Origin of the sequence: Bradyrhizobium sp. in8p8, from assembly GCF_000426845.1 — a bacterium.
Classification (GTDB): domain Bacteria; phylum Pseudomonadota; class Alphaproteobacteria; order Rhizobiales; family Xanthobacteraceae; genus Bradyrhizobium; species Bradyrhizobium japonicum_C.
The window spans coordinates 12,225-26,287 of the sequence record NZ_AUGD01000026.1; the positions used below are offsets into that span (position 1 = coordinate 12,225).

Consider the following 14,063-nt stretch of genomic DNA (forward strand, 5'->3'; position numbering starts at 1 on the left):
TGCGCGATGCGGGGCTAACGGGGGCCGAGAAACTCCGCCGCCCTGCCTGCGCCCGATATTCAGCCGTCGGTCGTATCTCAAGGCACGTTTCGCAACGGCGGTCGGCGGAAGCCAAAGCGCCCGCATGGGCCGAAACCCCCGGGACGGTGACAATCAGCACTGCCCTGAGTTTCTGAAATCCCGGTCGGATGTCTCCAACCGGTCGCTTGAGCAACGCTCCAAATACACGGAGGCCACTCGGTAGTCGCCGCCAGCGCTGATTGACTTGTGAGGCCGCGGCGTACCGAATCGTCCGGCCACCGGCCCTTTGCACTTATTTCAATTTTGGTCGGGAGCCGCCGTTCGATGGCGAGATCGTCGTGTCGACCCCGCTCAGCCCGCGTTGGCCTTCAGCCCCGCGGCCTCGATCCCGGCCACTGCGCAGCCCTCGTCATTGTCGGACGTATCGCCGGAGACGCCGACCGCTCCAAGCAGGGTCGTGCCGTCCAGGATCAGCACGCCGCCGGGGACCGGCACCAGCGCGCCATTGGCGATCGTGTTTACCGCGTCGATGAAATAGGCCTGCTCCTGCGCGCGCTGGAACAGGGCGCGCGAACCCATGCCCATGGCGAGCGCGCCATAGGCCTTGCCGTGGGCGATCTCGGCGCGCATCAGGCTGGTGCCGTCCTGCGCGGCTGCGAGCTTGAGCACGCCCCGCGCGTCCAGGATGGTGACGACCAGCGGCTTGAGCTTGAGCTCACCGGCCTTCGCGAAGGCGGCATCAAGGATCTTGCGAGCGGTATCGAGCGTGAGGTCAGTCATTGCTGGCTTCCTTTGCAGCTTGAGAGGTGGAATGGGTTTCGGCGCGGTCGAGGCTCATCGCGAGCACGCGGGCGACGTGAAGTGCCTCGCGTCCGGTGCCGTCGTGGATTTGATGACGGCACGAGGTGCCGTCGGCAACGACCAGGGTCGCCTGGTCCGCGCGCCGCACGGTCGGCAGCAGCGACAGCTCGGCCATCTCGATCGAGGCGTCATAGGTGTCGGCGCCATAGCCGAAGGCACCGGCCATGCCGCAGCAGCTCGATTCGATGGTCTCGACCTTCAAGCCCGGGACAAGGCGCAGCACCTGCTCGACCGGCTTGAAGGCGCCGAAGGATTTTTGATGGCAATGGCCGTGCACGACAGCCTTGTCGGCGACGGTGCCGAGCGGGAGCTGCAGCCGGCCAGCTCCGGCTTCCTGCACCAGAAACTCCTCGAAGGTCAGCGCGTGGGCGCCGACAGCCCTGGCTTCGTCGTCCTTGCGTAAGGAGGCGAGTTCGTCGCGCAGCGTCAACAGGCAGCTCGGCTCCAACCCCACGATCGGCACGCCCCGCGCGGCGAAGGGCGCGAACGCGGTCACGAGCCGATCCAGTTCGGCCCTCGCTTCAGAGACGAGTCCCGCGGACAGGAAGGTGCGGCCGCAGCAGAGCGGATGGCTGCCGCTTGCCTGCTTCGGCAGGTGCACGCGATAGCCGCCGGCCGTGAGCACGCGCAGCGCGGCGTCGAGATTCTCGCGCTCATAGATGCGGTTGAACGTATCGGCGAACAGAACGACCTCGCGGCCGCCCTCAGGCCCGACGCTGTCGGCCGGCGGTGCGAACACATCGCTGCGGAAGGCGGGGAGAGCGCGGCGCGCGCTGATGCCCGCAATCCGCTCCAACAACCTTCGCAAGAGCGGGCTGTTATTGCGCAGATTCGCCAACGGCGCGAAGCGCGAGGCGAGGCCGGCATAGCGCGGCAGGTACGCGACCAGTCGGTCGCGCAACGTCAGGCCATGGGACCGCGCGCGTGCGGCGAGCACCTCGATCTTCATCTTGGCCATGTCGACACCGGTCGGGCATTCGTGGCGGCAGGCCTTGCACGAGACGCAAAGTTTTAAGGTCTCCATCATCTCGTCGGAGGAAAGCGCATCGGGGCCGAGCTGACCGGAGATCGCGAGCCGCAGCGTGTTCGCACGCCCTCGCGTGACATCCTTCTCGTTGTGCGTCGCACGATAGGATGGGCACATCACGCCGCCTTCGAGCTTGCGGCAGGCGCCGTTGTTGTTGCACATCTCGACCGCGCCCTGGAAGCCGCCGTCCGCGCCGGGATAAGCTGACCAATCGAGCTCTGTTCTCAGCTCGCTTACGCGATAATCGGGCTTGAACCGGAACAGCGAGCGGTCGTCCATCTTCGGCGCATCGACGATCTTGCCGGGATTGAGGACGCCCTCGGGATCGAAGCGCTGCTTCACGTACTTGAAGTCGGCGACGAGGCGCTCGCCGAACATGCTCTCGTGAAATTCCGAGCGCACCAGCCCATCGCCATGTTCGCCGGAATGCGAGCCCTTGTACTCGCGCACCAGCGCGAACGCCTCTTCGGCAATCGCGCGCATCGCCTTGACGTCCTTGTCCAGCTTCAGGTTCAGCACGGGGCGAACGTGCAGGCAGCCTTCGGAGGCGTGCGCATACATCGTGCCGCTGGTGCCATGTTTGGCAAACACCTCGTTCAGGCGGGCGGTGTAGTCGGCGAGATGCGGCAACGGCACCGCGCAGTCCTCGACGAAGGAGACCGGCTTGCCCTCCTGCTTCATCGACATCATGACGTTGAGCCCCGCGGCGCGAAAATCGGCAATGCCGCTCTGCAGCGCCGGCTCGACGATCTCGACCACGCCACCCCATTTGCGCGTGTCGTTGTTCCAGCCGAAGCCGAGATCGCCCATCAGCTCGCCGAGCTGTTTGAGTCGCGCCAGATTATCCGCCTGGTCCTCTTCGGCGAACTCCACCACCAGCACCGCGTCCGGATCGCCCTTGATCGCTGCGGAAATAACGGGTGCGAACATCGCGATGTCGCGGCCGAGTGCGATCATGGTGCGGTCGACCAGCTCGACGGCGATCGGTTTTAGCTTCACCAGATGCTGCGCCGCGTCCATCGCCTCGTAGAAGCTGCCGAAATGGCAGACGCCAAGCGCCTTGTTGCGGATCACGGGCCACAGTTTCAGCTCGACCTTGGTGGTGAAGGCGAGGGTGCCTTCGGAGCCGACCAACAGATGGGCCATGTTATTCGGGGCGTTGCGCGGCACCAGCGCATCGAGATTGTAGCCGCCGACCCGGCGCTGCACCTTGGGGAAGCGTGCGGAGATCTCCTCGGCTTCGCGTGCGCCGAGATCGAGCATGTCGCGGAACAGCGCGCGGGTACTGTCCATGACCTCGACAAGGGAAAGATCGCGTGAAACCTCGCCGAAGCGGCTCAGCGTGCCGTCGGCGAGCGCGGCCTCGATCGACAGCGTGTTGTCCCGCATGGTTCCGTAGCGCAGGCTGCGCCCGCCGCAGGAATTATTGCCGGCCATGCCGCCGATGGTCGCACGCGAGGCCGTGGAAACGTCGACCGGGAACCACAGACCGTGCTTCCTCAGTTGGCGGTTGAGGTCGTCGAGCACGATTCCCGGCTCGACCACGCAGGTTGGGCCCTCGACGTCGAGCGACAGGATCCGGTTCAGGTGCTTGGAAAGATCGATTACCAGCCCGTCATTGACGGTCTGGCCGCATTGCGAGGTGCCGCCGCCCCGCGGGGTGACCTTCAGCCCCTGATCGCGGGCGATCGCCAGTGCCCGCAGTGCCTCGTCCATGCTGCGCGGCACCACCACGCCGGCCGGCATGATCTGGTAGAACGAGGCATCGGTGGCGTAGCGGCCGCGGCTGTAGGGGTCGAACAGGACGTCACCGGTGATTTCCCGGGCCAGACGCGCCGCCAGGCCGTCCTTCTGGACCGATTTCGGCAATTTTCCAGCCACTTCCGCCGCCATGGTCCACTTTCGCTTGTTCGCCGGCACCGTCTTGCCTCCCGTCACGGCCCTTGGCAAGCAAGCCCTGCTTGTTCTGCATTGACGGAGCTAGGCGGGCGAGGGACAAGCCCGGCGAATAGTGATATGCGAACGGCTCGCCGGAGCCCTCACATCGAGCGTGCCGACGCTAGAGCCAAGACAGCCTCAAAGACCGGGAAGGACGCCGATGACCGTGCATACTGGAAGGCATTTCCTACAGATTCCAGGACCGACCAACGTACCTGATCGGGTGCTGCGGGCGATGGACATGCCGACCTTGGACCATCGCGGTCCGGAGTTCGCCGAACTCGGTTTCGCCGTCCTCGCCGCGATGCAGCGCGTGTTCCGCACCAAGCAGCCCGTGATCATCTTCCCCTCGTCCGGCACCGGCGCCTGGGAAGCGGCGATGGTCAACGTGTTTTCGCCCGGTGACAAGGTCCTGATGTGCGAGACTGGCCAATTCGCCGTGCTGTGGCGCGGCATTGCCGACAAGTTCAAGCTCGACGTGGATTTCATCCCGAGCGACTGGCGCCATGGCGCCGACCTCGCCGAGATCGAGACGCGCCTGGCTGCGGACAAGCAGCACGCGATCAAGGCGGTCTGCGTCGTTCACAACGAGACCTCGACGGGCTGCGTGACGCCGCCGCTGGAGGTGCGCAAGCTGCTCGATCGCGTCAAGCATCCTGCGCTGCTGATGGTCGACACCATCTCCGGCCTCGCCTCGATGGAATACGAGCACGACGCCTGGGGCATCGACGTCTCGGTCGCCGGCTCCCAGAAGGGCCTGATGCTGCCCCCCGGCCTCGGCTTCAACGCGATCTCCGAGAAGGCGCTCAGCGTTGCCAAGGCCAATCCGGGCATGCGCTCCTATTGGGACTGGCAGGAGGTCATCAACTTCAACAAGCTCGGCACCTTTCCCTATACGCCCGCCACCAACCTGCTGTACGGCCTGCGCGAAGCGGTCAGGATGCTGGAAGAGGAGGGCCTGGAGAACGTCTGGTCCCGCCACAAGCGCCACAGCGCGGCGACGCGCGCCGCGGTCAAGGTCTGGGGCCTGGAGACGCAATGCGCCGATCCCGCCGCGCATTCCCCGGCGCTGACCGGTGTGCGCGTGCCGGAAGGACACGACGCCGACGCCTTCCGCAAGGTGGTGCTTGAAAACTTCGACATGTCGCTTGGCACGGGCCTGAACAAGGTCAAGGGCAAGGTGTTCCGCATCGGCCATATCGGCCATTTCAACGATCTGATGCTGATGGGTACGCTCGCCGGCGTCGAGATGGGGCTCGACCTCGCCAAGATCCCGCATCGGAGCGGCGGCGTGCTGGCGGCCATGGATGTGCTGAAGGGACGCGACGTGTTGCCGATGACGAAGGCCCAAGTTGCTTAGCCTAGAGGCGCAAGCCGCTTGAAGGCTCGACGCCTGAACCAGTCAGAGAAGAAGAGAGCGCGATGAACGCACCGACGACCAACGAAGATCTGCTCTACTCCGTCCAGGACGGCATCGCGCGGATCACCTTCAATCGCCCGCAGGCGCGCAACGCGATGACCTTCGCCATGTACGATCGCATGGCGGATATCTGCCTGGAAATCAACGCCGATCGGTCGATCAAGGCGCTGATCCTGACCGGCGCGGGCGACAAGGCGTTTGCCTCCGGCACCGACATCTCGCAGTTCCGGGCCTTCAAGACCGCGCAGGATGCGCTCGATTACGAGGCGCGGATCGACCGCGTGCTCGGCACGCTCGAGCAGTGCCGTGTGCCGGTGATCGCGGCCATTGCCGGCGCCTGCACCGGCGGCGGTGCCGGCATTGCCGCCTGCTGCGATCTTCGCATCGGCACCGAGACGACGCGGATGGGCTTTCCGATCGCGCGCACGCTCGGCAACTGCCTGTCGATGTCCAACATCAGCCGCGTCGTCGCGCTGGTTGGTCCTGCCCGTACCAAGGATCTGATCTTCAAGGCGCGCCTCGTCGAGGCGCAGGAAGCGCTGGCTCTCGGCCTGCTCAATGAGGTCGTGCCCGACGTCGAGACGCTACAGCGCCGCGCCGACGACACGGCGAAGCTCGTCGCCAGCCACGCGCCGCTCACGTTGGAAGCGACCAAGGAAGCGGTGCGCCGCATCCGCCGCACGCTGTCGCGCGAAGAGGGCGAGGACCTGATCCTGAAGGCCTATATGAGCGAAGATTTTCGCGAGGGGATGGATGCCTTCCTCAACAAGCGCGCGCCGGTCTGGAAGGGCAGGTAAAGAGTCTTGTCGGCTTTCTGCTTGGTCAGCCGAAAGTCATATGGCTTGAATTGCCGGTTTGCTTGAACTCGTCGGTATAAGTCCGCACAATGCAGGGATAGAAGCTACCGAACTACCAACTCAAAAAAACAACAGGGGACGAAACTCGTGCGAATTCCAGTGAAGGCCGTCGGCGCCGCGACGGCGCTGTTGTTGAGCACGCCGGCCTTCGCCGGCTGGGAGCCGACCAAGCCGGTCGAGATCGTGGTCGCCGCGGGCGCGGGGGGCGCCTCCGACCAGATGGCGCGGATGATGCAGGCCGCGATCCAGAAGAACAATCTGATGAAGCAGCCGATGGTCGTCTCGCTCAAGGGCGGCGCCTCGGGCGCGGAAGCGCTGATGTACATGAAGTCGAGCGAAGGCGATCCGAACAAGGTGCTGATCGCCTATTCGCTGATCTACATGCTGCCGCTGTCGGCGAAGATCCCGTTCAACTGGCGCGAGCTGACGCCGGTGTCGGTGGTCGCGCTCGACCAGTTCGTGCTGTGGGACAACAGCGCCGGTCCGAAGACGGTGAAGGAATTTGTCGCAGCCGCGAAGGCGGCAAGCGCGCCGTTCAAGATGGGCGGCACCGGCTCGAAGCGCGAGGACCACGTGCTGACCGTCTTCCTGGAGCAGAAGACCGGCGCGAAATTCTCTTATCTGCCCTACAAGTCCGGCGGCGAGGCCGCCACCCAGCTGGTCGGTAACCACACCCAGGCCAACGTCAACAATCCGTCCGAGAATCTGGAAGTCTGGCGCGCCGGTCAGGTGCGGCCGCTCTGCGTGTTCGACAAGGAACGCATTTCCTACACCAGCAAGGTGACCGATACCCAGTCCTGGGCCGACATTCCCACCTGCAAGGAAGAGGGCGTCGACGTGCAATATCTGATGCTGCGCGCGATGTTCCTGCCCGGCAAGGTTACGCCGGAGCAGCAGGCGTTCTACGTCGATCTCTTCCACAAGGTGACGCAGACCGCCGAGTACAAGGAGTACATGGAGAAGCAGGCGTTGAAGCCGATCTTCCTCACTGGCAAGGACATGGTGCAATTCCTCGAGGAGGACGATGCGCTGAACAAGTCGCTGATGACGCAAGCCGGTTTCGTTGCGAAGTAGCTTGCCGTTCTTCACCTCTCCCCGCGTGCGGGGAGTGGTCGGATCGCATCGAAGATGCAATCCGGGTGAGGGGGACTCTCCGCTAGTCTGACCCTTACCGTCCTCTTAGAGCCTCCCCCTCACCTTAACCTTCTCCCCGCGGGCGGGGAGAGGGGATTGGCCACAGCATTCGCTCAACTCATGTCCCAAACCGATATCGAAATCGTCGTCGACGATCCGACAGCGCCTGAAGACGATTCCCCGTCCGTCGTCTCCTCCGGCACGGTCGAGATCGTCATCTGCCTTCTGCTGCTCGCGCTGGCGGCCACGCTCGGTTACGACAATTGGCGCACCGGCGCGTCCTGGGACGCGACTGGGCCGGAGCCTGGTTATTTCCCGTTCTATCTCTCGATCATACTCGGCTGTGGCAGCCTCTATGGCCTGATCGCGACGCTCGTCTCGCATCGCGCGACGCGCGAGACCTTCGTCGCGCGCGCGCAGGCAGGCCGCGTGATGGCGGTGTTCGTGCCGACGCTGCTGTTCTGCCTGGTGACGCAGTTCCTCGGCCTGTATGTCGCGAGCTTTCTCCTGATCGCGGGCTTTATGCGGCTCGTCGGCAAGATCACGCTGTGGAAGTCGCTGCTCACCGCTCTTGTGTTCACGGCGATCATGTTCGTCACTTTCGACATTGCCTTCGACGTCATCATGCCGAAAGGGCCGCTCGAAGCGGCCCTCGGCCGCTAGCGGGCCCGCACGATGGAAGCTTTCGGACTCCTGCTCCACGGCTTTGCGGTCCTGCTGACGTGGAAGACGCTCGTCCTGATGATGGTCGGGCTGGTGCTCGGCATCTTCGTCGGCGTGCTGCCGGGTCTTGGCGGCCCGAACGGCGTCGCCATCCTGCTGCCGCTCACCTTCACGATGGATCCGACCTCGGCGATCGTGATGCTGTCCTGCATCTATTGGGGCGCGCTGTTCGGCGGCGCGATCACCTCGATCCTGTTCAACATTCCCGGCGAAGCCTGGTCGGTCGCGACCACCTTCGACGGCTATCCGATGGCGCAGCAAGGCAGGGCCGCGGAGGCACTGACGGCGGCGTTCACATCGTCCTTCATCGGCTCGCTGGTCGCGGTGCTGCTGATCACCTTCCTCGCGCCGATGATCTCGTCCTTTGCGCTGAAGTTCGGCCCGCCCGAGTTTTTCGCCGTGTATCTGCTGACCTTCTGCTCCTTCGTCGGTCTCGGGCGAGAGGCCAAGCACAAGACGGTCATCTCGATGTCGCTGGGCCTGTTGCTCGCCGGCATCGGCATGGACACCGTGTCTGGCAATCTCCGCATGACCTTCGGCTCGCCGGAGCTGCTTCGCGGCGTCAATTTCCTGGTCGCCGTCATCGGCCTGTTCGGTATCAGCGAGATCCTGCTGACGATGGAGGAGCGGCTGGCGCTGCGCGGACACGCTGCTGGCATTTCGCTGCGCGTCGTGCTCGGCGTCTGGAGGGACCTGCCGAAATACTGGGTGACGCTGCTGCGTTCCTCCTTCATCGGCTGCTGGCTCGGCATCACCCCCGGCGGCGCGATTGCGGCTTCGTTCATGGGCTACAACCTGGCCAAGCGCTTCGCCAAGGAGCCCGAAAGCTTCGGCAAGGGCCGCATCGAGGGCGTTTTCGCGCCGGAGACCGCTGCACATGCCTCCGGCACGTCGGCGTTGCTGCCGATGCTGGCGCTCGGCATTCCGGGCTCGGGCACGGCGGCGATCCTGCTCGGCGGCCTGATGGTGTGGGGCCTCAATCCGGGTCCGCTGTTGTTCGTGGAGCACAAGGACTTCGTCTGGGGCCTGATCGCCTCGATGTATCTCGGCAATGTCGTCGGCCTCGTGCTGGTCCTGACAACGGTCCCGATCTTTGCCTCGATCCTGCGCGTGCCGTTTGCGGCGGTGGCGCCAATGATCGTGGTGTCCTGCGCGATCGGCGCCTATGCGATCCAGAACGCGATCTTCGACATCTGGCTGATGCTCGGATTTGGCGTGGTCGGCTACGTCTTCAAGAAGATCGGCATTCCGCTGGCGCCGTTCACCCTCGCGCTCGTGCTCGGCAACCGCGCCGAGGACGCCTTCCGCCTGTCCATGATCGGCTCCGGCGGGACTTTGAAGGTGTTCTGGTCGAACGGCCTGGTCGGCTCGATCACGACGCTGGCGATTCTGCTGCTGTTCTGGCCGGTGATTGACAGTCTGCTCGCCCGTGTCGGGTTGACGCATGGGACCAGGGCGACATCGCGCTAGGCCTCTGGAGCAATCCTGTTCGAGATCAATGATTTAGTGGGGTGGTAGTGTTTCGGCTCGGACACTACCGGGAACTCGAATGTTGCTGGATGTTGCCGCTGCGGCACAGCCGTTGGGACGGCAACGGCGTATATTCCGATCACGAAATCTTGCAAGGGGGAGTTCCATGAAGCGGATAGTGATCGGAATGGCGGCTGCGATGTCGCTGTTTGCCACCGGCGCGCTGGCCGCCGATCTGGCAGCAAAGCCCTATGTCAAGGCGCCAATCCTCGAGCCAGTCTGGACATGGACCGGCTTCTACGTCGGCGCCAACGGCGGATACAGCTGGGGCCGTTCGCGCACCGACGTATCCTACTTCAACTCGGTCACGGGTGCAGCGATCGCACCTCCGGCGGGATCCATCACGAGCGGCTCGTTCGACATGAACGGCGCCGTCGCCGGTGGCCAAGCGGGCTACAACTGGCAGAGCGCCAATTGGGTGTACGGCATCGAGGGCGACTTGAACTGGTCCGACGAAAAGGGCCGCGCGACCTTCAGCTGCGTCGGCGTGGCGCCTGCCGGCGGGCCCTGTCTTCCTGGCCTGACGTTCCTCCCCCCGGGCGGTCTGGCCGGCACTACTCTGACGGTCGATCAGCACCTTCAATGGTTCGGCACGCTTCGCGGTCGCATCGGCATCCTGGCAACCCCCAAGGTCCTGTTCTACGGCACCGGCGGTCTGGCGTTTGGCGAGATCAAGACCACGGGCACCATGACCGGTTTCACCCCGGCTGGCGTGGCGATCGCCTCGGTCGGCTCTAACTCCACGACCCGCGCGGGCTGGACCGTTGGTGCGGGCGTCGAAGGCAAGATCACGCAGAACTGGAGCGCCAAGCTCGAATATCTCTACATGGACCTCGGGCGCTTCTCGTCCGGTCCGTTCACGCTGGCACCGGCCGCCGCGATCAGCGCCAACGTCTCCTCGCGCTTCACCGATCACATCCTGCGCGCCGGCATCAACTATCAGTTCGGTGGCCCGGTGGTCGCCAAGTACTAAGCCGGTACTAAGATCAAAAAAGGCGTCAGCAAGAAGCAAAGCCCGGCTTGCGCCGGGCTTTGTCGTTGCAGACGGTGCACGTAACGTTCACACCACCTTGGCGTCCCGGAGCCGCTCGATCTCGTTCGCACTGAGGCCGAACTCCTTCTCGTGATGATCCGCAGCCTGATCAGGGAGGCGAATCATATCTGGACGTTCAGCTGCTTCGCGAAATGCCGGCGCCGTTGGCAATTGTGCACTGAGTAGCCTTTCGACACGGGCACCTTGGGCGCGCACAAACACATCGCAGACTTTTCAGAGGAAGTTTGGCGTGTAGCCAAACGCCCTAGTGTCCTGCAAGGTGCGGAAGTCGATCTGGCCGGCTATCCTAACAAGATCTTCACCGAAGAAAGGCCTCAAACTCTTGGCTGTCAAGAAGCAAGGGAGATTGGCGCCGTTCCGGTAGTACTGACGCCCTTTGGGCAGCCGCAAGCGACCCAGCCCCACCATCAGGCCATCGTGAGTAATCACACGTTGCTCATCATCGAGGACGGCAACTTCGATCTCCATATTCCCAAATCGCAGGAGGTCTCGATGCGTGGCTTGTGGCAAGTGTCTAGCCAACGGGCATTGGCGGCCCTCCGAGCAATTCCCGTCGCTCTCGCCTGATAGCGCGGCTCCCCTTGCTGTGCCGCCAGCGGCACGGGCGGGAACACCCCACTGCAACTTCCACCGCTTTCGCCGTCGCTTGTTGTCTACGAATACAGTCGTCGCCCTATTCTATCTGCGCGAAGTAGAAGTGCTGAGTGCCTCGCTCTCGCGGATCTGGGCCACGCTCAATCAGAGCGTAACCTTGATGCGCATCGACAAACGATGCTTGGGGAATCCAGCACCGGGTGTACTTCACCACTTTATCGCTTTCCACTGCCATCTTGCCTGGCCCATTATGACTAAGGAAAGATTTCTGAGTCTCCTTCTTGGCCGATCCATTGCTGATAGGCACGCGATACCAAACCATTGTAGCGGGTCTGGCGGCGCACAAAGCCTTCACGGTGCCAATCGCATCATCTACATACTGGATCGCTCCATTTGAGTGCATTAGATCGATGCTTCCAAGCCAGTCGGCGGCATCGTGGATTTCGCTGAAGAACCTTAACCGGTTCGTTGCCAGCTTACTTGCGCGACGGACCATTGCTGGCGTTTCTACCACCGCCCAGCGAGTATCCGGCGACGTTTGCCGCGCAATCTTGTAGTGGATCCCAGCTCCGCCGCCGAAATCGAGTACCGACCCTACATTTGCAACGAGAGGCCAGTTTTCTTCCGCTTGGAAGGCGATTGTCTTGCGGAGAATTGTCTCGACAAGCTCTTCGTTTTCGTAGCCTTCTACGACCCCGTGGGGCGGGAATAGCTTCCGACGCAGTCTGCGCATCAAACTCATCGGTAATTCCGACGGTTGTCCTAGACGTTTCGAGATGCAATCAGAAACTTCAAGAAATGTACAGCGTTCAGATGCATGTCTTGGGTATATCAACCAGTGCGACGCTATGCCGCCTGTCATTGTTGCCCGAGATAGGAGTGGCGGCGCCTTCTGTCGCAGACCTTCTTACCTTTAGGTGCTCTGTCTTGGCGGCCTGCGCTCGCTACGTCCTTCGAAAAAATCGCGGTCGTTCGTGTAGTCACATTGATCTGCTGGAGAGATAGCTCGTCCGCGTCGGATTCGAAACGGCCAAGCCTGATCGGTTTGCTCGCCAAGTCCAGTAGCTCGAGCCTTCATCCACCTGCGCGCGGTAACGCGTAATAGGCGGCTCGAACAAGGATCTGGTCAACTGAAGCAAGTTGATCTACTCGACCCGTTTCTCTAAGCAGCTGCGGAGTCCGATATCGACAACGTCGGCCCCCTTTGCTAAACTGCCTCTTTCAGTTCCTTGTGGTCCGCTGTGATGCAGGAAGCTCCATTTCAGTTGAAAGGTTTGTTGCTGACTTGCGGAATGAGGACTGTGGGTATTGCCGCTATCGTCGCTGGAGGTTTCCTCACTTCATCCTGTGTCAGCTCTGACCATTCGCAATCAAGAGTTGCGAAGGGTGCTTCTTGGGCTCAAGATTTGAACGAGCCGCCGCCTAGCCGGCCGCCCGCGCGGAGATCTGATTAGGTCCTCCGAGGTGTGAGCCGAGCTTTCTTCGTCGATACCATTGTCGGTTAAGTTGCTTGTTTCACGAGTGGAGGCCGTCACTTGGAGTGGTGCCGATGACCGAGCTTATTTTCCGGTTTCGCAAGGCCTATGAGAATTCGCCGTCAGATTCGCCTACAATCCTCGTTAAAATGAGCCCTTAGATGACGCGGGCTTTTCTAAGGCTCGCGATCTCGTCGGCTGACAATCCGAACTCCTTCAGCACCTCCTCGGTTTGCTCTCCGAATTCCGGCGGCCGCGCCACCATTCGGCTTGGCGTGCGCGACAGCTTCACGGGCTGGCCGACCAGGCGGATGTGGCGGCCCTCTTCGTTCGGCACATCCTGTGCGATGCCGAGATGCTTGACCTGCGCGTCCTCGAACATCTGGTCAATCGCATAGATCGGCCCGCAGGGCACGCCAGCCTCGTTGAGCTCGCGAACCCAGGTCTCGGTCGACTTCGTCACCGTGCGTCTCTCGATCTCGGCGTTGAGCGCGTCGCGGTTCTTGGAGCGGGCAGGGGCCGTCGCATAGTCGGGGTGAGCATAGAGTTCCGGCGCGCCGAGCGCCTGCGCGCAGCGCTCCCAGATCCGCCCGCCGGTGGTGGCGATGTTGATGTAGCCGTCTGAAGTCTTGAACACGCCGGTCGGGATGCTGGTCGGATGGTTGTTGCCGGCCTGCTGGGCGACCTCCTTCTCCATCAGCCAGCGTGCGGCCTGGAAATCGAGCATGAAGATCTGGGCCTGCAGCAGTGATGTCTGCACCCACTGCCCCTTGCCCGAGACCTCGCGCTCCAGCAGCGCCGTAAGGATGCCCATGGCACAGAACAGGCCGGCGGTAAGGTCGGCCACTGGAATGCCGACCCGCATCGGCCCTTCGCCCGGCGCGCCGGTGATGGACATCAGCCCGCCCATCCCTTGCGCGATCTGATCGAACCCGGGTCGCTTGTGATAGGGGCCATCCTGGCCGAAGCCGGAGATGCTGCCATAAACGATGCGCGGATTGATCGCGACGAGGCTGTCGTAGTCGATGCCGAGCTTCTTCTTCACGTCCGGGCGGAAATTCTCGACCACGACGTCGGCCTTGGCGGCGAGACGCTTGAAGACGGCGAGGCCGCGCTCGTCCTTCAGGTTCAGAGTCATCGCCCGCTTGTTGCGGTGCAAATTCTGGAAGTCGGAACCACGCCGCGGTCCGCCCGGCTGCTCGCCGGCGGCGTCCTCGGTCAGCGCGTCGATCTTGATCACATTGGCGCCCCAGTCCGCGAGCTGTCGCACGCAAGTAGGGCCGGAGCGGACGCGGGTCAGATCGAGCACAGTGAAACGCGACAGGGCTTCCGAGGCATGCGGAATGGGCATCGTGAAAGGCTCCGGGACAGATTGCGGCCTACCATAATGCCGAAAGATCACGCGACAAGCCGGCTCGGCGCCGATGCG

Annotated in this window: 11 protein-coding genes; 6 read left to right on the forward strand and 5 right to left on the reverse strand. The window is 63.1% G+C overall.

All coding sequences use genetic code 11. The annotated features are described in order from the left end of the window. Positions 1-372: 372 nt before the first annotated feature. Both K408_RS0133995 and K408_RS0134000 read right to left on the reverse strand, forming a co-directional pair. A complete protein-coding gene (locus tag K408_RS0133995) occupies positions 373-801 on the reverse strand; it encodes a GlcG/HbpS family heme-binding protein (RefSeq protein WP_024343024.1) in 429 nt (142 codons plus the stop codon). Continuing rightward, positions 794-3,802, reverse strand: a complete 3,009-nt coding sequence (locus tag K408_RS0134000; RefSeq protein ID WP_051160768.1) for an FAD-binding and (Fe-S)-binding domain-containing protein — start codon at positions 3,800-3,802, stop codon at positions 794-796. Before K408_RS0134000 ends, K408_RS0133995 begins: the two co-directional genes overlap by 8 nt. Positions 3,803-4,007: 205 nt before the next feature. On the opposite strand from K408_RS0134000, the gene K408_RS0134005 reads away from it, so the two are divergent. From K408_RS0134005 to K408_RS0134030, 6 genes are all read left to right on the forward strand, one after another. Beyond that, a complete protein-coding gene (locus tag K408_RS0134005) occupies positions 4,008-5,207 on the forward strand; it encodes a pyridoxal-phosphate-dependent aminotransferase family protein (RefSeq protein ID WP_024343026.1) in 1,200 nt (399 codons plus the stop codon). A gap of 62 nt (positions 5,208-5,269) precedes the next feature. Beyond that, positions 5,270-6,064 carry an enoyl-CoA hydratase/isomerase family protein gene (locus tag K408_RS0134010; RefSeq protein ID WP_024343027.1) on the forward strand — a complete coding sequence of 265 codons (795 nt, stop codon included), beginning with the start codon at positions 5,270-5,272 and terminating at the stop codon, positions 6,062-6,064. A gap of 153 nt (positions 6,065-6,217) precedes the next feature. After that, positions 6,218-7,198: a Bug family tripartite tricarboxylate transporter substrate binding protein gene (locus K408_RS0134015; protein WP_433994162.1), complete on the forward strand. Its 981-nt coding sequence runs from the start codon at positions 6,218-6,220 to the stop codon at positions 7,196-7,198. A 180-nt stretch (positions 7,199-7,378) separates the two neighbouring features. After that, positions 7,379-7,921, forward strand: a complete 543-nt coding sequence (locus K408_RS0134020) for a tripartite tricarboxylate transporter TctB family protein (protein WP_024343029.1) — start codon at positions 7,379-7,381, stop codon at positions 7,919-7,921. Between the two features lie 12 nt (positions 7,922-7,933). After that, a complete protein-coding gene (locus K408_RS0134025) occupies positions 7,934-9,451 on the forward strand; it encodes a tripartite tricarboxylate transporter permease (RefSeq protein WP_024343030.1) in 1,518 nt (505 codons plus the stop codon). A 166-nt stretch (positions 9,452-9,617) separates the two neighbouring features. Beyond that, the gene (locus K408_RS0134030) at positions 9,618-10,484 is read left to right on the forward strand and encodes an outer membrane protein (protein ID WP_024343031.1); all 867 of its coding nucleotides are present in this window, start codon (positions 9,618-9,620) and stop codon (positions 10,482-10,484) included. Positions 10,485-10,778: 294 nt separating this feature from the next. Here K408_RS0134030 and K408_RS0134040 read toward each other — a convergent pair whose 3' ends face one another. The 3 genes from K408_RS0134040 to K408_RS0134050 all read right to left on the reverse strand — a co-directional run bounded on the left by K408_RS0134040 (position 10,779) and on the right by K408_RS0134050 (position 13,985). Then, a complete protein-coding gene (locus tag K408_RS0134040) occupies positions 10,779-11,033 on the reverse strand; it encodes a hypothetical protein (RefSeq protein ID WP_024343032.1) in 255 nt (84 codons plus the stop codon). 205 nt (positions 11,034-11,238) lie between these two features. Further along, a complete protein-coding gene (locus tag K408_RS0134045) occupies positions 11,239-11,901 on the reverse strand; it encodes a class I SAM-dependent methyltransferase (protein WP_024343033.1) in 663 nt (220 codons plus the stop codon). 890 nt (positions 11,902-12,791) lie between these two features. After that, positions 12,792-13,985 (reverse strand): CaiB/BaiF CoA transferase family protein, encoded by a 1,194-nt coding sequence (locus K408_RS0134050; RefSeq protein ID WP_024343034.1) that lies wholly within the window; start codon positions 13,983-13,985, stop codon positions 12,792-12,794. Positions 13,986-14,063: the final 78 nt, after the last annotated feature.